The following is a 21,173-nucleotide window of genomic DNA, read 5'->3' on the forward strand; positions in this document are numbered from 1 at the left end:
GGGCTCACGCGCATCGCTCAGAAGCGATGGCGCATGCCGGCCGTGACGGCGATCTGCTTGTTGGTGGACGACGCGGTGCCGAGCCCGTTGATGTTCGCGCCGATCGCCAGGCCGTCCGCATTGACCCGCTGGTATTCGCCCTGCAGGTACAGGTCGGTGCGCTTCGACAGCGCATAGTCGGCCTGCAGGTTGAACTGGTGCCAGCTCGGCGTCTGGCCGTCGAGGCGGCTGTCGGTGTACGTGTACGAGCCAGCGAGCGAGAACGCCGGCGTCAGCGCGTAGCGGCCGTTCACTTCGTAATTGTTGAACCGCGTGCCGCCGATGAGCGGGATGCCGCCCGACACGCCGGACTGCCCGGCGCTGATCCTGGCCGAATCGGTCAGGCGTGTCTGCGTGAACACGAAGCCGGCCGTCGCGGGCCCGAACGCGTAGTTGAGGCCCGCGCCCCAGGTGCGCTGACGGCTGGCCCCGAACGTCCAGTCGCCGGCTACCGCGCCCGGGTCGCTGGCCGCGAGCGCCAGCGCGTTGACGTTGTTGTTCAGCTGCATGTACGCGGCCGCGACGTTGAAGCCCATGTAGCTGTACGACGCGCCGACGCTGTACGCGCGGTTGTTCGAGAAATTGCTGGAATTCGAGAAGCCGTACAGCGCACCGAATTTCAGGCCGCCGTAGTTCGCGCTCTGGTACTTGACCGCGTTGTTGATCCGGAACGAGTTGTTCAGGTTGTCGTTGTCGAACGGGTGCGCGAACTGCGTGCCGCCGTACTGGGTGCCGGTCAGCGACAGCGGGCCGAGGAAATCGACGACGCTGTCGTACTGGCGGCCGAGCGTGAGCGAGCCGTAGCTCTCGTGCGCGAGCCCGACGAACGCCTGGCGGCCGAATTCGCGGCCGTTCTGCTTGAGTGAACCGTTATTGATGCCGAAGCCGTTTTCCAGCGTGAAGATCGCCTTCAGGCCGCCGCCGAGATCCTCGGTGCCGCGCAGGCCCCAGCGGCTGCCGTTGATCGAGCCGCTCGTCTCCTGCCACGCGCTGTGACCACCCTGGTTGTTCGTGTAGGTGATGCCGGCGTCGATCAGGCCGTACAGCGTGACGGCGCTTTGCGCATGGGCGCCGGTGGCGTACGCGCCCGCCAATGCCGCGACGATCAGGGTCTTTTTCATGATCTGTCTCCAAACAGGATGATGTCGATCGAACCTGCTGCGGGCATCGGCGGCGTCGCAGGCTGGCGACGCCGTGCGCATTGGGCGCGGCACCCTCGTCGGATATCCATTTGCAGTGTACGGATCGGTCCGGGCGTAGAAGAAAATTGCTTCCCGCAATACTGTATTTTGAATCCGGCAAGAATCAGCATATGCGCCGAGAGGCCCGGCCATCAAGACTTTGCGGCAATGCAGCACGCGAAAAAAGCAATCAGGACTGCGTATCGGGTGTCGCGGGCGTTGCGCGATCGCGACAGGCGGTCAATGACGGGCGAGAGCACGCCTAGCGTGATTATTGACACATCGGCAATAGAGGTTTGTGCGGGGCATGGATAATGAAAGGATGTTCTCTCGCTATACTGCGATCTCTGCTTTCCGAAGCAGACTTTTTCGTTGACGGAAAAGATCTCCAAACCTTTGTCGGCGCGACTTCCCAGTCGCGCTTTTTTTTTGCCCTGTCGTTCCGATCCCTACTGCGCGTACGAGCGCCGCTTGCGCTTGCGCTTGCCGGTCGGCTGCGTGTCGTCGGCTTCGGCCTGCGGCGGTGTGTACGTCCAGTCTTCCATTACGTAGTGACGGGCGTCCAGCGGTGACGCCAGCAGGTTCTGCCAATGATCGCCGTGCCAGGTCGGGTCGAACTCGGTGTCGCACGGCGCTTCACGGGTCTCGGCCAGCGCGCGGGACTTGCGGCGTACGCGTGCAAGCCGGCTCGCGAAGCGCTTGAATCCGTCCAGCCACATGGCCTTCTCCTTCCATTTCCTTTGCACCAGCATCGCAACGTCCCCCGTTTTCCGCAACCCGGAAAAAACCCGAGGATTTACCGAAGCGATTCGTCCCCGGTATGTTTTTCACGATTTCGATTATTAGTGATCCGATCCCGGTAATATTGACAGGTTGTTGATGCGGATCAATTAATAAAAGGCGATCGTGTATCGATTCCAGCGGCATTAGCGTTTTTTTGATAAAGCAAGCCCTAAAAATTCCCTTGACGCACCCGGATTGTCCAATTTATAAAGTCAGCACTCCGTCCCCGGGCGGAGCGCTGGGGGGAGTGTCGGCGCGCCGTTGCGGGATTTCGGGAAGCGGCTATAACAGTAGCTTTTTTGATCTAAACGAGTGGGGAACGAAGGTATGGATACCGGTATCGTAAAATGGTTTAACGATGCTAAAGGTTTCGGCTTTATTACGTCCGACAATGGCGGCGAAGATTTGTTTGCGCACTTTTCCGAAATCCGGATGGACGGCTTCAAAACGCTGAAGGAAAACCAGCGCGTTTCCTTTGACGTGAAAGTCGGGCCGAAAGGCAAGCAGGCAGCGAATATCCAGGCGGTCTGACGCGCCACGCTTCGCCGATCACGTCCGGCCCCCGCATCGCGGGGGCTTTTTGCTTTCCGGGGCACGAAAATCGGCGGCCGGCGAATCGATTCGGGTTCGGACTGGTCGCGAACGCATCTGCCGGTGCATACTCACGAAAGCATCGTTTCCCCCGTCTTTTCATGTCCGATTCCCGTCTGTCCGATCCCGCCTGCGACCAGCCGCTCGTCTTCGTCGACCTCGAAACCACCGGCGGCTCGTCTGCCGAGCACCGCATCACTGAAATCGGCGTGGTCGAACTCGGTCCGCTCGGCGTATCGACATGGACGACGCTGGTCAATCCGGGACATTCGATTCCGCCGTTCATCCAGCAGCTGACGGGCATTTCCGACGAGATGGTGCGCGACGCGCCGTCGTTTGCGTCGCTCGCGCCCGCGCTGTTCGAGCGGCTCGACGGCAAGCTGTTCGTCGCGCACAACGCGAGCTTCGACCGTGGCTTCCTGCGCGCCGAATTCGAGCGCGCCGGCATCGCGTTCAATCCGGACGTGCTGTGCACGGTGCGCCTGTCGCGCGCGCTGTTTCCGCGCGAGGCGCGGCACGGACTCGATGCGCTGATCGAGCGGCACGGCCTCGTTCCGTCCGCCCGCCACCGGGCACTCGCGGATGCCGATCTGCTTTGGCAGTTCTGGCGGCAATTGCACGAGATCGTGCCGCTCGAGCGTCTGCGCGACCAGATTGCGCGTACGACGCGCCACTTCCGTCTCGCGGGCGGCATGACCGAAGCGTGGCTCGATACCGCGCCGGCCGGATGCGGTGCGTACGCGCTGTTCGGGGAGGACGACCAAGCGCTGTATGTCGGCCGCAGCGTGCGCGTGCGGCAGCGCTTGCGCGCGCTGCTGACCGGCGAGCGGCGCTCGTCGAAGGAAATGCGGATTGCGCAGCAGGTACGGCGGGTCGAGTGGCGGGAGACCGGCAACGAGCTGGGCGCGATGCTCGCCGAAGCGCAGTGGATCGCCCGCCTGCGTCCGTCATACAACCGGCGTCCCGCAGCCGATCACGCCCGTGCGGGCAATGCGCCCTGGCCGTTCGACGGTGCGGTCGCTTTCGAAGCGAGCGGCGAGCGCCGCCTGTTTCACGTGATCGACGGCTGGCGCTACCTCGGTACGGCCGAATCGCTCGACGCGGCCGTGCGGCTCGTGGCCGACGGCGCGGACGGCGCGTTCGAACCCCATACCCATCGTCTTCTGCAGACGCATCTCGCACGCGGCCTGCAACTCATTCCGCTCGCGGCACTGACGCCTGCCGACTGAGCAGCGCAGGCCGCGGCGCGCGACGCCGCCGTCAGCCGATCGCGCTGGCGCCGCCTGCGGCGCAAACGTGCGACAGCGCGGTGCCGAGCGCCTGCGTCTGGGTGGAGTCGTAGCGGGTGAGCGTCTTCCAGTTCGCGATGCTGCGTGCGAGCCGCGCCTGGCAGTCGGGTGCGTCGCGCAGCGGTGCGACTTGCGCGAGGCCCGTCAGCATCTTTTGCGTGAGCTGGTCGAGCGCCGGCCGCGTGCTGGTTGCGAGGTCGGGCGGCGTGCCTTCCGGCGGCTGCGTCGCGCGCCACTTTGCAAAGAGCGCGTTCTGCACGTCCTTGCTGGCCGCGATCTGATCCTCGAAAAACGTGCGCGCGAACGCCGGATCCACGCCGGACTGTGCGGCGCGCTTCTCCACCGATGCGAGCAGTGCCGCTTCGCGCGGCCGATCCTCGATCGCCTGGTGGTTTGCCCACTTCCATCGTGCGACGGGTTCGGCAAGCGCGAGCCGCTGCGATGCGAGCGCGACGAGATTGGTGAGCGCCGTGTCGTCGCCGTCCGCGCGCGCGATATGCGGTGACGAAAAAAGGGCGACGCCGAGCGCGGCGACAGCGACGCTGGCACGAATGGCTTGTTTCATCGGAACGATCGGGAGAAGGGAGAGCCGGACAGGCCGGAGGTGGAAAACCAGAAGGATAGACGAAGACAGTCGCGCGGCGGAACGACGCGACAGAAGAATCAGCGGACGCGCTGATCCGGCACCGTCAGGCCGTTGCAGCCGGGGTGCGAAGCGATCTGCGCCGAAAACGCAGCGATGAACCGCACGATATCGATCGACACGTGGCGGTTACAGGACGGAACGTAGGTTCACTTCGGCGAGTACAGCTTGTGCTGCTCGTCGAAGAATGCCCGGACGTGCTCGGGCAATTCGGCGAGGAATTCCACGCCGACGGGTTCCGGATCCGGGCTCATCACTTGCTCGGGCGGGGGCATGCGGGTTGGTCTTTCGTCCATGTTCGTTTCTCCAGCGGGTTCAATGATTATCAACCTCGCGCTTGGATTTATGCCAGTGGCGAATCGTTAGATTTTGTCTCTGTTGTATTAACGGCACATGCGCTGCTGCGCGCCGAGCAATGCCGACTATCACACCCTGCACAATCGGCAACAATCGGGCCGCTTGCTATACTTGCGCGCACTTTTTCCTGGACCGCGATGAAACGAACGACGCGATGGATCGGCCTCGTATGGCTGGCGCTGGTACTGAACGTACTGTCGCCCGTCGTCGGCTACGCGCGTCTCGCATCGAGCGGTTCCGGCGGGCTCACGCTCGAGTTGTGCAGTGCGGCAGGCGCTCGCGAGGTCGTCCTCGCGCAGTCCGGCGACGACCGCGGCGCGGCGTCGTTCGATCATGCCGGCGTGCCGCACTGCGTGTACTGTCCCGGCTTCGCGGCGAACGTCGCGCTCGGCACGAGCCTGCCCGCGTTGCCGGGTTTCGTGCGCGCGTTCGCGTACCGGGCGGCCGCCCCGGCCGTTCCCGATGTTCCCCGCACGGGCATCCGTCTCGCGCAGCCGCGCGGTCCGCCTGAAAACGTCCCGATCTGATTGATATCGTTCGCGCGCCCCGGTGGCGCGTGTGCCGCCCGCGGCCCGGTCCGCGCGCCGTGCCGTCTGCGCGCGGCGCGTTGGCTTGCGTGCGGCGGCGTCCGGTCACGTTTTCAGGAATTCATCCATGTCGTTCACCTTCGCCGCGCGGCCCTCGCGCGGCCGGCTCGCGCTTGCCTGCGCGGCCGCTTTTGCCTGGCCGGCCGCGCAGGCGGCCTCGATCGATGGCGCATCCGCCGCGCCGGTGCCCGCCGGCGCCGGCGACCCGGCCGGCCGTGCCGCACCGGTCGCCGCGCTCGCCTCTGCGGGCGACACGCTGACCGCCGTCAGCGTCACCGCAAGCCGGCAACCCGTCGATCCGGATACGCCGGCCGTCGTCGAGTCGATCACGCGCGAGCAGATCGACGCGCATACCAACGTCACCACCGAGGACGCGCTGAAGTACGCGCCCAACCTGATGGTTCGCAGGCGCTACATCGGCGACCGCAACAGCGTGTTCGCCGGCCGCGACTTCAACGAACTGCAGAGTGCGCGCGGGCTCGTGTACGCCGACGGCCTGCTGCTGTCGAACCTGCTCGGCTCGAGCTATGCGTATCCGCCGCGCTGGTCACTGATCGCGCCCGACGATATCGCGCGCGTCGACGTGCTGTATGGCCCCTTTTCCGCGCTGTATCCCGGCAATGCGATCGGCTCGACCGTGCTGCTGACGACGCGGCGTCCCGACAAGCTCGAGGCGTCCCTGTCGACGCAGTTCTTCACGCAGCGCTATCACGACGGCTACGGGTTCGCGGACAGCTTCGGCGGCAATCACCAGGCCGCTCGGATCGCGAACCGCGTCGGCAAGTTCTGGTTCTCGCTGTCGCTCGACCGGCTGGAGAACGACGGCCAGCCGATGCAATATGCGAGCCCCAACGCCGCCTACAACCCGCGGCTGGGGGCCGCGGTGCCCGTGACGGGCGCGGCCACCGACATCGGCCCCAACGGCAAGCCGCGCACGATCGTCGGTGCGCAGAACATCGAGCGGACCGAGCAGCTCAACGAGACGGTCCGGATGGGCTATGCGTTCACGGACCGCGTCGACGCGACGCTGACGCTCGGGCACTGGGAGAACCATTTCCGGCAGCACGGCGAAACCTTCCTGCGCGACGCGGCCGGCAATCCCGTGTACGGCGGCAACGTGTCGCTCGGCGGCCGGAACGTGACCGTCGCGCCGAGCGCGTTCGCGCCGCAGCGCGGCGACCAGGAGAACTGGCTGTACGCGCTCGGGCTGAACGGCCGGCTCGATTCGGGCTGGCGGCTGTCGGGCGTGGTTTCCGCCTACGACGTGTCGCGCGACGTGCTGCGCGCGGCATCGACCGTGCAGGGCGGGGCGGGCACGCTGTTCCAGGGCGACGGCACGGGCTGGCGCACGCTCGACCTGAAGGCCGAGACGCCGGAAGTGAAGGGGCACACGCTCACGTTCGGCTATCACTACGACAACTACTTCCTGCGCAACGTCACGTACAACACGGCCGACTGGCTGGCCGGGCCGACCACGTCGCTCGCGAGCGTCTACCGGGGCGACACGCGCACGCAGGCGCTGTTCGCGCAGGACGCGTGGCGTTTCGCGCCCGGCTGGCTCGCGACCCTCGGCCTGCGCTACGAGCGCTGGGATGCGTACGGCGGCGCGCTCGGCAACGCGAACGGCACGCTCGGCTACGCGGACCGCGGCGCGAATGCGCTGTCGCCGAAAGTCGCGCTGCAATGGGACGCGACGGACGTCTGGCGTTTCCGGCTGTCGTTCGCGACCGGCACCCGCTTCCCGACGGTCGGCGAGCTGTTCCAGGGCACGATCTCGAACAACGCGATCGTCAACAACAACCCGAACCTGCGGCCGGAAAAGGCGATCGACTGGGACTTCACGGCCGAGCGCGACGTGGGCGTCGGAGTCGTGCGCGCGAGCGTGTTCCAGAGCGACCTGCGCGATTCGATCTACAGCCAGACGACGGTGTCGGGCGCGTCGACCGTCACCAACATCTCGAACGTCGATCGCGTGCGCGTGCGCGGCGTCGAACTCGCATTCAGCGGCCAGAATGTCGGGCTGCGCGGGCTCGACATCGACGCGAACGTGTCGGCGAGCAACGCGCAGATCCTGGCCGACACCGCGAATCCCGCGTACGTCGGCTCGCGCTTTCCGCGCATCCCGCGCATGCGCGCGAACCTGCTCGCGTCGTACCGATTCGACGAGCACTGGCTCGCGAGCGTCGGCGTCCGCTACTCGGGCCGCCAGTTCAACACGCTCGACAACAGCGACGTGAATCCGGACGTGTACGGCGGCACGAGCATCTTCACGGTCGTCGACCTGAAGGCGCGTTACCGGTTCGATCGTCACTGGACTGCGTCGGTCGGCATCGACAACCTGACGGACCGCCGCTATTACGTGTTCCATCCGTATCCGGGCCGCACTTTCTTTGGAGAACTGAAATGGTCGCTGTGAAATCGCTTGCGGCAGGCTGCGCGCTGTGGCTCGCGGCGCTGTCGCCTGCCGGCGCGCACGACGCGCCGAAAGCCGCCGATCCGCATGCGGCGCACATGAGCATGCAGGCCGCACCGGCGCAACAGAAGCAGCCGCTCGCGACCGGCGCCGCGTTCGACGCGCGGCACCGGCTGTGGGTCGCATGGGTCGAAGGCGCGCACGTCGTCGTCGCGCACTCGGACGATGCGGGCCGCACGCTGTCCGCGCCCGTGACCGTCAACGCGATGCCCGAGCCGATCTACACGAGCGCGGAGAATCGCCCGAAGATCGCGACGAGCCCGGACGGTCGCGCAGTTTACGTATCGTGGTCGATGCCGCTGGATGCGCCGTACACCGGCATGGTGCGCTTCGCGCGTTCGCTCGACGGCGGCGCGACCTGGAGCGTGCCGGTCACCGTGCATCGCGACCGGCAGGCGATCACGCACCGCTTCGACATGATGGCGGTCGATCCGGCCGGCAACATCGCGATCGCGTGGATCGACAAGCGCGATCTCGTCGCGGCGAAGGCGGCGGGGCAGGCGTACGAAGGGGCGGCCGTCTACTACGCGGTGTCGCGCGACGGCGGTGCGTCGTTCGAGCCCGAGCGCAAGGTGACGGATCACACGTGCGAATGCTGCCGCATCGCGATGGCGATCGATCCGGCCGGGCACATCGAAGCCGTGTGGCGCAACGTGTTCCCGGGGCAGATCCGCGACCATGCGCTCGCGGTGTTGCCCGTTTCGGCATCGGAGTCCGTCGTGCCGGTGCGTGCGACGTTCTCGAACTGGCATGTCGAGGCTTGCCCCGAGCACGGGCCGGCGCTCGCGATCACGCCGGACGGCACGCGCCATCTTGCGTGGTTCGGCGTCGTCGACGGCCGCGCCGACGTGTTCTATTCGCGCATCGGCGCCGATGGCCGGCCGAGCGGCACGCCGTGGGCGTTCGGCGCGAATCCGGCGGTGCCGGCCGAGCAGGCATCGCATGCGGCACTCGTCGTGCGCGGCGAGGTCGTCTGGCTCGCATGGAAGGCGTTCGACGGCGACACGATGCAGATCAAGCTGCGCCGCTCGGACGATCGCGGCGAGCACTGGTCGGCGCCGCGCGTGATCGCGTCGACGTCGGGCGCGAGCGACAACCCGCAACTGCTCGACGATGCGGGCCGCATCTACCTGTCGTGGCGTACGCGTAACGACGGCTACCGGCTGATTGCCGTGGAGGGGGCGCAATGAAACGGCTGATCGTGTTGATCGGCGCCGTGTTCGCAAGCCTGCCGGGATGGGCTGGCGGACTGCAGCCGCTGCGCGCGGCCGAGGTCGCGAAGGTGTACGCGACGGCGCACGAACGGCCGCTCGCAGTCGAGATCTGGTCGCTCGATTGTGGCTACTGCCGCGAGAACGCCGCGCATCTGGTCGCGTGGCAGCGCCGCCATCCGGACGTGCAGCTCGCGATGGTCTCGATGGACGCGTACGACGACAACGGTGCGGCAATCGCACAGGCGCTCGCGCAAATGAACCTGCCGCCGCAGGTCGCGCAGTATGCGAACGCCGAGCCGATGCCCGAGCGTCTGCGGGCGGCGCTCGATGCGGGATGGCGGGGAGAAATGCCGCGTACCGTGTGGGTTGGCCGCGACGGCGCACGCGATGCGCGCAGCGGCTTGCTGACGACCGACGTGCTCGACGGCTGGTTGCAGCGCGGCAAGCGCCGCTGAAACGGACGGCGGCGGGGATGCCCCGCGCGCCGCTTCGATGCGACAAACGAAAGCGCGCCCGAAGGCGCGCGAGAAGATCGTCAGGCCGCGCGCCTGAACAGCCGGATCACGAACAGCAGGATCACGGCGCCGATGACCGCGACGATCACCGAGCCGATGAAGCCGCTGCCGAGGGTGATGCCGAGCAGCCCGGCCAGCCAGCCGCCGATCACCGCGCCGACGATACCGACGATGATGTCGACGATCAGGCCGAACCCGCCGCCCTTGACGAGCACGCCCGCCAGCCAGCCGGCGATCGCGCCGATGATGAGCCACATAATCAAGCCATGAGTCATGGTGATCCTCTCCTTGTGTTGAGTCGAAATGACCGGACGTCGGCTGTTTCACCGCAAGCTGCATGAAGCGGCATGCGACCCGCCGCGCCGCCCACGCAATGTAACGCGATAGACGGGTCGGAATCGTTAAGTAATGTTATGCACCCTTAACGGGTTTTTCCAGAGGATTCGTCTGTCATTCGAAATGAATCTGTAAGGAGGGGCCGCACGATTGTGCGTCATGCGTCCTGCGTCATCGTCCGTGCGTCGGCGCCGGTGTGCCCGTGCCGGGCAGGCCGTCGCCGGCGTCGGCAATCAGGCGGGTGACGGTTGCCGTATCGCCGATCGCCTCTATCGCCAGCAACGCGAAGCGGGCGAGAAAGAGCGCCGCATCGGTTTCGCCGATGCCGGTCATCGTGCGGCACAGGTCGGTGTAGAGGATGTCGCGTTCGGTATCGGTGATCATGCGTGCTCCTGAATGTTGGCCGACGTGCGCGGGTGCAGCGCGCGTTCGAGTGCGGCGGTCACGTCGGCGGCGCGTGCATCGTGCCAGCGGCCGAGCACGTGTCCGTCCGGACGTACGAGATAGACGGTGCCGTCGCGCGCGCCGTACAGGTCGAACAGCCGGCCGTCGGCATCGTAGCCGCCGCATCCTGGCTGTTGCGGTGCCGCGTGCCGTGCAAGCGTGACCAGCGCGAACGGTATGCCGGCGTCGTGCAGGTTTCGTTCGAGATCGGCGAACGACGGATCGGGCGCACCGTCACGCATGAAGCGGAACGCGGTGAAACGCGGACCGACGAGATCCGTCAGGTGGCCGCGTCGCATGCCTTCGTCGGTGCCGATGTCGCCCGACGCGTGCAGCATCAGCGGACATTCCGCGAGTACCATGCCGGGCGACGGCCCGGCCGAAAACGCATCGCGCTCGTCCGCATTGAGCGGTGACGCCGTGTAGGCGATGGCCGACGTCTGGCGCGGATTGATCAGCGAACGCAACGCCGGATGCCGGACCGCGAGCGTCAGCACGGCCTTGCGCATCAGGTCGAACGCGAACGACGGCGGCGCCATGAACTCGGTGCTCTTGGTGCCGTAGCGCAGGTTCTCGTGGGTCGCGAACACGCGCTCGTCCGAATAGCTGTCGAGCAGCGCGTCCGACGCGAGGCCGCGAATCGCGTAAGCGAGTTTCCACGCGACATTGTCGGCGTCGTCGATGCCCGAGTTCGCGCCACGCACGCCGAAGATCGGCACGAGATGCGCGGCGTCGCCGCAGAACAGCACGCGGCCGTGCCGATAGCGTTCGAGCGTCAGCGCGTTCGCCTTGTAGATCGTGATCCAGATCGGCGACCAGTCGCCGCGCTCGCCCATCATGTCGAGCAGGCTCTGCACGCGCGGGATCACGTTCTCGGGTTTCACGGCCGCTTCGGGATCCTCATCGTCGCGCAGCTGATAGTCGATCCGCCATACGTTGTCCGGCTGCTTGTGGACGAGTACCGTCGAGCCGGGGTTCGACGCCGGGTCGAAGTACGCGAGCCGCTCGGTCGGCCGGTCGCTGTCGAGCGCGATGTCGACGATCACGTAGCGGCCTTCATAGCTTGTGCCCTGCAGCGACAGCCCGAGCGCATCGCGTATCGTGCTGCGCCCGCCGTCGCTTGCGACGACCCAGTCGGCATCGAGTGCATAGCGGCCCAGCGGCGTATCGACGTCGAGGCGCGCGCCGGCCGGGTGCTGCGTGACGCCCGCGACTTTCGTTTGCCAGCGGATCTCGATGAGCTCGGGGCGGCGCAGCGCGGCATCGAGCAGGAACTGCTCGATGTGATACTGCGCGAGGTTCAGCATCGGCGGCAGCTTCTGGTTCTCGTCCTGCGGCATCGTGAAATGCAGCACTTCGTCGTGACGATGGAAGCTGCGTCCGCTGCTCCACGGCAGTCCGACGCGCATGAAGCTGTCGAGCGCGCCGAGCCGCTCGATGATCTCGAGGCTGCGTCGCGAGATGCAGATCGCGCGGCTGCCGTGACAGACCGAATCATCGGCTTCGAGCAGCACGCTGCGGATGCCGTGATTGGCGAGGCCGAGTGCGACAGCGAGGCCCACCGGGCCGCCGCCGACGATCGCGACGCGGTGCCGCTGCGTATCGACGCCCGCGCTGCAGGTCGGCAGGTGCGGGGGATGACGCACGGCGACGAACGGGTAGGGTTTGAATTCGATGCCCATCGTTGGCTTCCAGGTTGCGCTGATCGAACGCGCACGCTCGGCGACGCGATGCGTGCGGCAGGTTGGATGCAGTATGGAAGCCGCGCCGGACACCGCTGTCCCCATTCCGGGTACGGCGAACGGCTGGCGGCGGGCCGGGATTTACCCCGACGCGTTCAGGATCGGCAATCGAAGTTCAGGGTTGCAGGCACAGCGCGAACAGCTGGCGCTGGCTCGAGATGCCGAGGCGCCGGTACGCGCGCTTCTGATAGGTGACGACACTCGAAGCCTTCACGCCGATCGTCTCGCCGATCTCCTGTGCGGTCTGGCCTTCGAGCACGCCGCGCAGCACGTCGAGCTCGTGCTTGGACAGTGTCGGGCATGCGCCGCGCAGCCGCGCGAGCATCTGTTGCGGGATGCCGATCTGCGCCGAGCCCGCGAGCGCATAGTGATGCTGCGCGGCCTGCGCGATCAGCGGTGCGAGCGTTTCGATGGCGGTGATCTCGCGCGGCTGGAACGTGCCGCTGCGGTGCGCGCGATACAGATTGATCGACAGCCAGGTCGAGTCGTTCGGCTGCATCAGCAACGCGAGGCGATCGGAGACGTCGGGGCCGCGGTAGCAGGCCGTGCGATACGCGTCGTGGCCGATCTCGTCGCCGGCCTGCTGATGCAGCAGCACGTCGCGGCGCTGCGTGCGGCGACCGGCGGCCGAGACGATTCGCTGGTTGCCGTCGAGCGCATAGAAATGGCGCGCATAGGTGTCGGCAACGTCGCGCAGGTAGCGGCCGCCGCGATGGTCGGCGACCGAGACGGTGCGCGGCCGGTTGCCGAACTCGTACGCGAAGATCGTGCACTGCGTGACGGCCAGCGCATCGTCGAACAGCTTCAGGATTTCTGCGGCGAACGCGTTCGGCTCGCTGCCGCCGATCGCGGCGACGAGACCGGTTGCACGGGACACGTCCAGTTGTCCGCTGAGGTTCGGTCGCTCGAGACGCCAGGTGCGCATGATGCTGGGGAGGGGGCGGTGGTCCGGCGATTGTAATCGGCGGCGCGCGGTGCGGGAGTCGGGGGATGCCCGCAAGCGGAAATGGCGGAGAGGGTGGCGCACGACTTCGCGCATCGGAAATCGTGGCTGGAATCGGAATTGCAGCCGGAAAAGAGAAAAGGCCTGACAAGCGATGCTTGTCAGGCCTTTATATCTTGGTGCCGGAGATAGGAGTCGAACCTACGACCTTCGCATTACGAATGCGCTGCTCTACCAACTGAGCTACACCGGCAGCAGAGAAATGAAATTATATGGTCAAATCCGAGATCTTGGCAATAGGTTTTGCGAAATTTTTTCAGCTTGCTGCTGCTGCTTCGCGAAACCCTCGATCCGGCGGACTTCCCGCTTTCACTTCACTGCGATGCAGCTTGTCAGGGCCACATCGCGAAGGCGCGATTGTACTGACGTCTCGCACCTCCGTCTAGTGCTGCAGTGCAAATTTATTTGCCTTCGTTGTGATAGCCGGTCACGCGCTCGACTTCGTTCTTCGAACCGAGGAATACCGGCACGCGCTGGTGCAGGCCGGTCGGCTGCACTTCCATGATGCGCTGCGTGCCCGTCGTCGCGGCGCCGCCCGCCTGTTCGACGATGAACGACATCGGGTTCGCTTCGTACATCAGGCGCAGCTTGCCCGGACGATCGGGCGTGCGCTTGTCGGCCGGGTACATGAAGATGCCGCCGCGGTTCAGGATCCGGTGCACGTCGGCCACCATCGACGCGATCCAGCGCATGTTGAAGTTGTCGCCACGCGGGCCTTCCTTGCCGGCGTTCAGTTCGTTGACGTAGCGCTGGACCGGTTCGTACCAGTGGCGTGCGTTCGATGCGTTGATCGCGTATTCGCGCGTATCGGCCGGGATCTGCATGTTGCTTTGCGTGAGCACCCACGAGCCGACTTCGCGGTCGAGCGTGAAGCAGTTCACGCCGTTGCCGGTCGTCAGTACGAACACGGTTTGCGGGCCGTACACCGCGTAGCCGGCCGCGACCTGCTCCGTGCCCGGCTGCAGGAACGATTCCTCGGTGGCCTGTTTGCCGTCCGGGCAGCGCAGTACCGAGAAGATCGTGCCGATCGACACGTTCACGTCGATGTTCGACGAGCCGTCGAGCGGATCGAACACGAGCAGGTATTCGCCGCGCGGGTAGTTCGCGGGGATCGGGAAGAACGTTTCCATTTCCTCCGATGCCATCGCGGCGAGGTTGCCGCCCCATTCGTTCGCGTCGAGCAGGATCTCGTTCGACAGGATGTCGAGCTTCTTCTGCACTTCGCCCTGGACGTTCTCGCTGCCGGCGGTGCCGAGCGCCTCGCCGAGCGCGCCCTTCGACACGTTGTAGCTGATCGCCTTGCACGCGCGGGCGACGACTTCGATCAGCAGGCGGAGGTCGGCGGGGAGGTTGTTGGTCTCACGCTGCTGCTCGATCAGGAACTTGGACAGCGTGGTGCGGCGGGCAATGGACATGACAGACTCCGAGAGGCCAAAGAATCCTTGAATTGCCGCAATTTTACCCGGCGCGCCTCCCGAGCCGCCGCCTTTTTTCGTCCGGTTACATGGTCGGTCGGCCGGTCCGGCCGGGTTCCGGCATGCCCGGCGCGGCGGATCGGCCCGGCAGCGGCGGTAAAACCGGGGGGCCGAACGCATGGTCCGGCTCCCGTCCCGCCAACCTTCAGACGACAAAAAAGCCGGCGCCGCAACGGGGCGGCGCCGGCTTCGTCGCGCTGGCGCGCGCGGCGAGTCGCGTGCGTGACGTTACGCGAGCGCCTTCTCGACGATCTCGCGCACGTCGCGCGATTTGGCACCGGCCGCGACCTGCTCGAGCGCTTCGCGCATCCGGTCGCGCAGCGCCGGCGTAAAGCGGCGCCACAGTTCGAGCGAGCGGGCGAGGCGCGCGGCGACCTGCGGGTTGATCGCGTCGAGCGCGAGCACCTGTTCGGCCCAGAACGCGTAGCCCGAGCCGTCCGCCGCGTGGAATTGCGCCGGGTTCGCCGCGCAGAAGCTGAAGATCAGCGCGCGCGCGCGGTTCGGGTTCTTCAGGTTGAACGCGGGGTGGGCCATCAGCGTGCGGACCTTCGCGAGCGTCGGCTGGGCCGGCGTGCCGCGCTGCGCGGCCTGCATCGCGAACCACTTGTCGATCACGAGCGCTTCCTTTTCGAAGCGGCGGTAGAAGTCGTCGAGCGCGCGCGCGGCCGCGTCGTTCGCACCGGCCGCCGCGGCGGACAGCAGTGCGCCGAGCGCGGCGGCGCGATCGGTCATGTTGTTCGCCGCGTCGTACTGCGCGGTCGCGATGCGCACGGCGTCGGCCGGATCCTCGAGTTCGGCGAGATACGCGAGCGCGAGGTTCTTCAGCGCGCGGCGGCCGGAGGCTTCAGGCGTCGGCGCGTACGCGCCCGGCGTCTGGTGCTGCTCGTACGCGGCGAGCCACTCGGCGCGCAGCGCGGTCGCGAGCTGGCGGCGCACGAATTGGCGGGCGCGATGCACGGCGGCCGGATCGGCTTCCGCCATCTGGTCGGCCAGATAGGTTTCCGACGGCAGCGTCAGTGCGAGCTCGCGGAACGCGGGCGACAGGTTTTCATCGGTCAGCACGCGGCGGAACGCGGCGACGAAATTCGCGCCGAGCGTGAGCGGTTCGTTCGCGGCGGCGCGCGCGGCGAGCGTCAGCAGCGCGCGTGTCGCGAGGCGCTGGCCGGCTTCCCAGCGGTTGAACGGGTCGCTGTCGTGCGCGAGCAGGAACGCGAGGTCGTCGTCGCCGTAGTCGTATTCGACGATCACCGGCGCGGAGAAATTGCGCAGCAGCGACGGCAGCGGTTCCTGCGGCACGTCGACGAACGTGAAGGTCTGCTCGGTGTCGGTGAAGTCGAGCACGCGCGTCGTGCCCGATGCGGCGGCTTCGCCGTCGAGGCGCAACGGCAGGTCGCGGCCGTCGCGGCCGATCAGGCCGATCGCGAACGGGATCAGCAGCGGCCCCTGCTGCGTCTCGCGCGCGGCCGGCGACGCGTCGCCGTAGCCCTGCGCGAGCGTGACCGTGTAGCGGCGCGCAGCCGCGTCGTACGCGGTGCGCACCGACACGCGCGGCGTGCCGGCCTGGCTGTACCAGCGCTCGAATTGCGCGAGGTCGCGCCCGTTCGCGTCGGCCATCGCGTGACGGAAGTCGTCGCACGTCACCGCTTGACCGTCGTGGCGCTGGAAGTACAGGTCCATCCCCTTGCGGAAGCCGTCGCGGCCGAACAGCGTCTGGTACATCCGCACGACTTCCGAGCCTTTCTCGTAGACGGTCATCGTGTAGAAGTTGTTGATCTCGACGTAGCTTTCCGGACGCACCGGATGCGCCATCGGGCCCGCATCCTCGGCGAACTGCAGCTGGCGCAGCACGCGCACGTCCTCGATGCGCTTGACCGCGCGGGCCGCCGACTCGACGTCGTCGCCCGCGGCCATGTCGGCCGAGAACTCCTGGTCGCGGAACACGGTCAGCCCTTCCTTCAGGCTCAGCTGGAACCAGTCGCGGCAGGTCACGCGATTGCCGGTCCAGTTGTGGAAGTACTCGTGGCCGACCACCGATTCGATGTTCGCGAAGTCGGTGTCGGTCGCGGTCTCGGGGTTCGCCAGCACGTACTTCGTGTTGAAGATGTTGAGCCCCTTGTTCTCCATCGCGCCCATGTTGAAGTCGCCGACCGCGACGATCATGAAGCGGTCGAGATCGAGCTCGAGGCCGAAGCGCTTTTCATCCCAGCGGATCGAATGGATCAGCGAATCCATCGCGTGACGGGTCTTGTCGAGATCGGCCGGTTCGACCCACACCTGCAGCAGCTTTTCCTTGCCGGAGCCGGACGTGATCCTCTCCTCGATCGCGACGAGCTTGCCCGCGACCAGCGCGAACAGGTAGCTCGGCTTGCGGAACGGGTCCTCCCATTTCGCGAAGTGGCGGCCGTCGGCCAGTTCGCCCGAGTCGACGAGATTGCCGTTCGACAGCAGCACCGGGTACGCGGTCTTGTCGGCACGCAGCGTGACGGTGTACGACGCCATCACGTCGGGGCGGTCGAGGAAGTAGGTGATGCGGCGAAAGCCTTCGGCCTCGCACTGCGTAAAGAAGTTGCCGCTCGATACGTACAGGCCGGACAGCGTCGTGTTCTGATCGGGCGCGCACGCGCTGTCGAGCGTAAGCTCGAACGCATCGGGCACGTTTTCGACGGTCAGCCCGTGGTCGTGCGCGCGCACCGGACCATACGGCGCGCCGTCGAGCCGTGCGCCGAGGAATTCGAGCGCTTCGCCCATCAGCTCCAGATGCGGGGTGGGCGCCGCGTCCGGATTGCGGCGCACGCGCATCGTGTTCCTGACGATCGTGCGGGCCGGCGCGAGATCGAATTCGAGTGCGACGGAATCGATGAGGAAGGCCGGCGGCGTGTAGTCGGCGCGGCGGATCACGGTGGAGGAGGCGTTGTCGGACATGGTCGTCGAGATCGGTGGAGTGGGGATCGGGCCCGCAGCGCGGGCCGGCTGAACCGGGCCATTGTACAAAGGCTTGCGGCCGCGTGCCGTGCGAACTTTTTACCGGTTCCGGCAGTCCGCGTATTATCGGCATCCCGTGCGGTTCGCGCGGTGCGACGAACGGGTGACGGATCGACGAGGATCGACATGAAACACGAATGGATTCAACGCGGTGCGGGCTGGGCGGCGGCCCTGTGCGTGGCGCTGCTGACGGGCTGCACCAGCTACGTGACGACCCAGGTCACGGCCTTCTCCGACTGGAGCGGCAGCGACGCGACGCGCACTTACGCCTTCACGCGCACCGACGCGCAGAAGCACAGCATCGAGCAGTCGACCTACGAGCCGATCGTCGCGAACGAACTGTCCGCGTATGCGTTCCGCCAGGTGCCGGCCGCGCAGGCACGCTATCTGGTCGGGCTGGCCTACGGGGTCGGCAGCGATCTGGTGACGGTGCCGCAGCCGGTCTACTACGACCCGTGGTTCATGGGGCCGGGGCCGTACTGGCGGGGCGGGCCGTGGGGCCCGTGGGGGCCCTGGGGGCCGATGCCGGCCGGCTACGTCGCGCAGACCTACCAGGTGTTCGACTACACGCTCGGGATCCGGATCACCGAGCGCGCGACCGGCAAGGAGGTCTATAACGTGACCGCGCGCACCACGGGCGACAACGGCGCGCTGCTGTATGCGATGCCGTTTCTCGCGCGCAGCGCGCTCGCCGATTTCCCGTTGTCGAACGGGGCGATCCGCACGGTGCGGCTGCCGGTCGACAAGCGCGGCGGGCCGGCCGCGCCGGCCGCCAACGAGCGCGCGGTGCCGGCGGCGCCGGCATCGGGTGCGGCGGTCGCGAAGTGACGCGGTATCGACACCGGCGCGGTCGCCCGGCCGCGCCACTTGCCTGCGTGCGTCAGACGCCGACGCCCAGCAGTGCCAGCGCCCCCAGCACGACGAACAGCACGGCCGCGATGCCGTGCACCAGCTTGGTCGGCAGGCGGTGCGCGAAACGGTCGCCCAGCAGGATCGCGGGCACGTTCGCCAGCATCATCCCGAAGGTCGTGCCGGCCACCACGCCGATGTAATCCTGGAAGCGCGCGGCGAGCGCGACGGTCGCGATCTGCGTCTTGTCGCCCATTTCCGCGAGGAAGAACGCGACGAGCGTCGCGCCGAACACGCCGAGCCGCGAGCGGTTCGCATTGGCTTCGTCCGCATCGAGCTTGTCCGGCACGAGGATCCACAAGCCCATCGCGATGAACGAGAACGCGAGCGCCCAGCGCATGATCGACGGCGTGACGAGAATGCCGAGCCATTCGCCGAGCGCACCGGCGAAGCCGTGGTTCACGACCGTCGCAACCAGCACGCCGAGTATGATCGGCACGGGCTTGCGATAGCGCGCGGCCAGCACGAGGGACAGCAGTTGGGTCTTGTCGCCGATTTCAGCGAGGGCGACGGCGCCGGTGGAGATCAGGAAGGCTTGGGACACGTATGGGGTTCCACGGGCCGATGTTGTGCGTGCGAGCGACGATCCGCCGCGCGCCGGGCCCTGATGCGGCGCGCAGTGAACCATCGGTCTCGCCAGGCCTTGGTGGCTGCGTCCGCCATGGCCGAACGGCCAAGTCTGTTGACGGACGCCCCCGTCACGATGCGCGCCGGGGGCGCGGGACATCGAGCGGAGCGGCTACTCCCCAATGAGCGGCGAATTTTAGCACGGCGCGTGCCGCGCGCGAAGAAATCGACGGCGCCGGCATGCGCCGCAGCGCATGCCGGAGCAGGGTGGGGCTCAGGTGCGCCGGTTACGCGGCGGCGCGGCGTGCGGCACCGCGCTCGTGCACGAGCCGGCCGGCCGCGTACGTGCGGTACACGGCGCGGTCGTCGCCGAGCAGCGCGAATGCGAACAGCAGTTCCTCGAGCGACTCCGCGCGCTTCGTGCGGCGTGCGAGCAGCGGCGTGGCCTGCGGGTCGAGCACGACGAAGTCGGCTTCGGTGCGCGGCGCGAGCGTGCCGACCGTGTCGGCGAGATCGAGTGCCTGCGCGGCGCCGGCCGTCGCGAGCCAGAACATCCGCGTCGCGCTCAGGTGGTGGCCCGACAGCCGCGCAACCTTGTGCGCCTCGTTCATCGTCTGCAGCATCGAGAACGACGTGCCGCCGCCAACGTCGGTGGCGAGCGTGACGGGCACGTCGTATTCGCCGGCCTTGTCGAAGTCGAACAGCCCGCTGCCGAGGAAGAAGTTCGACGTCGGGCAGTGCGCGACGACGGTGCGCGTCTCGGCCATCCGGCGACGGTCCTCGTCGTCGAGATGGATGCAGTGGCCGTACACCGCGCGCGGGCGCAGCAGCCCGTAACGATCGTAGATGTCGAGATAGCTGCGGTGGCCCGGGAACAGCTCGGCCGCCCATTTCACTTCGTCGACGTTTTCCGCGACGTGGCTCTGCACGAACACGTCCGGATGGCGGCGCGCGAGTTCGCTGCACGCCTCGAGCTGCGCCTCGGTGGAGGTCGGTGCGAAGCGCGGCGTGAGCGCGTACATCTGACGGCCCTTGCCGTGCCAGCGGCCGATCAGCTCGGCGCTGTCGTCATAGCCCGATTGCGCGGTGTCGCGCAGGAACTCGGGGCAGTTGCGGTCCATCAGCACCTTGCCCGCGATCATCCGCAGGTCGCGCGCGTCGCTCGCCGCGAACAGCGCGTCGGCCGACTGCTTGTGCACGGTGCAGTAGACGAGCGCGCTCGTCGTGCCGCACGCGAGCAATTCGTCGACGAAGAAGTCGGCGACTTCGCGCGCATGTTCCGGATCGCCGAACTGGCGCTCGGTCGGGAACGTGTACTTGTCGAGCCACGGCAGCAGGCCGGGGGCCGGCGACGCGATCATGTCCGTCTGCGGATAGTGGATGTGCGTATCGATGAAGCCGGGCACGATCAGCTTGTCGCGCAGGTCGTGGACGACCGCGTCGCGTGCGAGCGTCGCGGCCAGCCGTGCATGCGGGCCGGCCGCGACGACCTTGCCGTCGTCGACGATCAGGAGGCCGTCGGTCTCGTGGTTCGCGGCCTGGCTCGATTGCGCCGGGTCGCCGTTGAAGGTCAGCAGCTGGGAACGGAAAGCGGTTTGCGTCATGACGAAGGGTCCTGCATCAAGGTAAGGCGAACAGAAGAAAACGGTCGGTGCCGCGCGGGCGACGACGCGGCGGGGGCGGCCCGGGCTTGCGCGATGCGGCGAGCCGCGCAGGCGGCGCCGCGCGCTGCGCTCGCGCACGCAAGCGCGGCGGCCGTAGCCGCGATGGCCGACGTACCGGCGGACAGCGCCGCAATCGCGATGGCGATCGCGATCACGGCGACCGGCTCGCCGGCGAGCGGCATCGCGAGCCGCAACAGTCGTTGTACGACGCGCAGCAACAGGCTGCGGCGCGTGACGACGCATACCGCCGTCGCCACGCGTACGACGGACGCGATGCCGGCCTGCGTGCCCGGCGCACGCAGGCGGCCGGTGCGGCACGACGCCGGGCCGGTCGTCGCGAAGCGGATGTCGTTGCGGTGTTTCATCTGTCTAGCAGACC

General features: G+C 67.2%; 20 protein-coding genes, 1 tRNA gene and 1 riboswitch. Of the genes, 7 read left to right on the forward strand and 14 right to left on the reverse strand.

Features of this window, described 5'->3' with window-relative positions:
• Positions 1-17 precede the first annotated feature (17 nt).
• Positions 18-1,160: a porin gene (locus DIE02_RS12005; protein ID WP_044848536.1), complete on the reverse strand. Its 1,143-nt coding sequence runs from the start codon at positions 1,158-1,160 to the stop codon at positions 18-20.
• Positions 1,161-1,669: 509 nt separating this feature from the next.
• Positions 1,670-1,939 carry a hypothetical protein gene (locus DIE02_RS12010; protein ID WP_044848537.1) on the reverse strand — a complete coding sequence of 90 codons (270 nt, stop codon included), beginning with the start codon at positions 1,937-1,939 and terminating at the stop codon, positions 1,670-1,672.
• Positions 1,940-2,330: 391 nt separating this feature from the next.
• On the opposite strand from DIE02_RS12010, the gene DIE02_RS12015 reads away from it, so the two are divergent.
• Positions 2,331-2,534, forward strand: a complete 204-nt coding sequence (locus tag DIE02_RS12015) for a cold-shock protein (RefSeq protein WP_006476615.1) — start codon at positions 2,331-2,333, stop codon at positions 2,532-2,534.
• Positions 2,535-2,695: 161 nt separating this feature from the next.
• Positions 2,696-3,823, forward strand: a complete 1,128-nt coding sequence (locus DIE02_RS12020; protein ID WP_124522112.1) for an exonuclease domain-containing protein — start codon at positions 2,696-2,698, stop codon at positions 3,821-3,823.
• A 31-nt stretch (positions 3,824-3,854) separates the two neighbouring features.
• Here the strand turns inward: DIE02_RS12020 and DIE02_RS12025 are convergent, their stop codons facing one another.
• Both DIE02_RS12025 and DIE02_RS35485 read right to left on the reverse strand, forming a co-directional pair.
• Positions 3,855-4,448 carry a chorismate mutase gene (locus tag DIE02_RS12025; RefSeq protein WP_124521672.1) on the reverse strand — a complete coding sequence of 198 codons (594 nt, stop codon included), beginning with the start codon at positions 4,446-4,448 and terminating at the stop codon, positions 3,855-3,857.
• Between the two features lie 227 nt (positions 4,449-4,675).
• The gene (locus DIE02_RS35485; RefSeq protein ID WP_009690993.1) at positions 4,676-4,822 is read right to left on the reverse strand and encodes a hypothetical protein; all 147 of its coding nucleotides are present in this window, start codon (positions 4,820-4,822) and stop codon (positions 4,676-4,678) included.
• A 198-nt stretch (positions 4,823-5,020) separates the two neighbouring features.
• Between DIE02_RS35485 and DIE02_RS12030 the strand changes: the two genes are divergently transcribed.
• The 4 genes from DIE02_RS12030 to DIE02_RS12045 all read left to right on the forward strand — a co-directional run bounded on the left by DIE02_RS12030 (position 5,021) and on the right by DIE02_RS12045 (position 9,612).
• A complete protein-coding gene (locus DIE02_RS12030) occupies positions 5,021-5,410 on the forward strand; it encodes a DUF2946 domain-containing protein (RefSeq protein ID WP_044848540.1) in 390 nt (129 codons plus the stop codon).
• Between the two features lie 127 nt (positions 5,411-5,537).
• On the forward strand, positions 5,538-7,886 hold the full coding sequence (locus DIE02_RS12035) for a TonB-dependent receptor (RefSeq protein WP_124522110.1): 2,349 nt from the start codon (positions 5,538-5,540) through the stop codon (positions 7,884-7,886).
• Positions 7,874-9,133 carry a sialidase family protein gene (locus tag DIE02_RS12040; RefSeq protein WP_124522108.1) on the forward strand — a complete coding sequence of 420 codons (1,260 nt, stop codon included), beginning with the start codon at positions 7,874-7,876 and terminating at the stop codon, positions 9,131-9,133. Before DIE02_RS12035 ends, DIE02_RS12040 begins: the two co-directional genes overlap by 13 nt.
• Positions 9,130-9,612, forward strand: coding sequence for a TlpA family protein disulfide reductase (locus DIE02_RS12045; protein WP_124521678.1), 483 nt, complete (start codon positions 9,130-9,132; stop codon positions 9,610-9,612). The genes DIE02_RS12040 and DIE02_RS12045 overlap by 4 nt, the downstream gene beginning before the upstream one ends.
• 80 nt (positions 9,613-9,692) lie before the next feature.
• Here the strand turns inward: DIE02_RS12045 and DIE02_RS12050 are convergent, their stop codons facing one another.
• From DIE02_RS12050 to pepN, 7 genes are all read right to left on the reverse strand, one after another.
• Positions 9,693-9,947 (reverse strand): GlsB/YeaQ/YmgE family stress response membrane protein, encoded by a 255-nt coding sequence (locus DIE02_RS12050; RefSeq protein WP_044848544.1) that lies wholly within the window; start codon positions 9,945-9,947, stop codon positions 9,693-9,695.
• Positions 9,948-10,179: 232 nt separating this feature from the next.
• Positions 10,180-10,392 carry a hypothetical protein gene (locus DIE02_RS12055; protein WP_124521680.1) on the reverse strand — a complete coding sequence of 71 codons (213 nt, stop codon included), beginning with the start codon at positions 10,390-10,392 and terminating at the stop codon, positions 10,180-10,182.
• The gene (locus DIE02_RS12060; RefSeq protein ID WP_124521682.1) at positions 10,389-12,134 is read right to left on the reverse strand and encodes an FAD-dependent oxidoreductase; all 1,746 of its coding nucleotides are present in this window, start codon (positions 12,132-12,134) and stop codon (positions 10,389-10,391) included. The genes DIE02_RS12055 and DIE02_RS12060 overlap by 4 nt, the downstream gene beginning before the upstream one ends.
• Before the next feature lie 175 nt (positions 12,135-12,309).
• A complete protein-coding gene (locus DIE02_RS12065; RefSeq protein WP_124522106.1) occupies positions 12,310-13,119 on the reverse strand; it encodes a LuxR C-terminal-related transcriptional regulator in 810 nt (269 codons plus the stop codon).
• Between the two features lie 195 nt (positions 13,120-13,314).
• A tRNA-Thr gene (locus tag DIE02_RS12070) sits at positions 13,315-13,390 on the reverse strand.
• A 208-nt stretch (positions 13,391-13,598) separates the two neighbouring features.
• The gene (locus DIE02_RS12075; protein WP_124487806.1) at positions 13,599-14,612 is read right to left on the reverse strand and encodes a class 1 fructose-bisphosphatase; all 1,014 of its coding nucleotides are present in this window, start codon (positions 14,610-14,612) and stop codon (positions 13,599-13,601) included.
• A 288-nt stretch (positions 14,613-14,900) separates the two neighbouring features.
• A complete protein-coding gene (pepN, locus tag DIE02_RS12080) occupies positions 14,901-17,594 on the reverse strand; it encodes an aminopeptidase N (RefSeq protein WP_124522104.1) in 2,694 nt (897 codons plus the stop codon).
• 186 nt (positions 17,595-17,780) lie between these two features.
• Between pepN and DIE02_RS12085 the strand changes: the two genes are divergently transcribed.
• Positions 17,781-18,482, forward strand: a complete 702-nt coding sequence (locus DIE02_RS12085; RefSeq protein ID WP_124487808.1) for a DUF4136 domain-containing protein — start codon at positions 17,781-17,783, stop codon at positions 18,480-18,482.
• A gap of 52 nt (positions 18,483-18,534) precedes the next feature.
• Here the strand turns inward: DIE02_RS12085 and DIE02_RS12090 are convergent, their stop codons facing one another.
• The 3 genes from DIE02_RS12090 to DIE02_RS12105 form a co-directional block, all read right to left on the reverse strand.
• Positions 18,535-19,107, reverse strand: coding sequence for a TMEM165/GDT1 family protein (locus DIE02_RS12090; RefSeq protein WP_044848551.1), 573 nt, complete (start codon positions 19,105-19,107; stop codon positions 18,535-18,537).
• A gap of 78 nt (positions 19,108-19,185) precedes the next feature.
• Positions 19,186-19,323: riboswitch (yybP-ykoY riboswitch) on the reverse strand.
• A 94-nt stretch (positions 19,324-19,417) separates the two neighbouring features.
• Positions 19,418-20,734 carry a guanine deaminase gene (gene guaD, locus DIE02_RS12100; protein WP_044848552.1) on the reverse strand — a complete coding sequence of 439 codons (1,317 nt, stop codon included), beginning with the start codon at positions 20,732-20,734 and terminating at the stop codon, positions 19,418-19,420.
• Positions 20,731-21,159, reverse strand: coding sequence for a hypothetical protein (locus DIE02_RS12105; protein ID WP_124522102.1), 429 nt, complete (start codon positions 21,157-21,159; stop codon positions 20,731-20,733). The genes guaD and DIE02_RS12105 overlap by 4 nt, the downstream gene beginning before the upstream one ends.
• Positions 21,160-21,173: the final 14 nt, after the last annotated feature.

The organism is Burkholderia sp. Bp8991 (assembly GCF_003853795.1).
Taxonomy (GTDB): Bacteria; Pseudomonadota; Gammaproteobacteria; order Burkholderiales; family Burkholderiaceae; genus Burkholderia.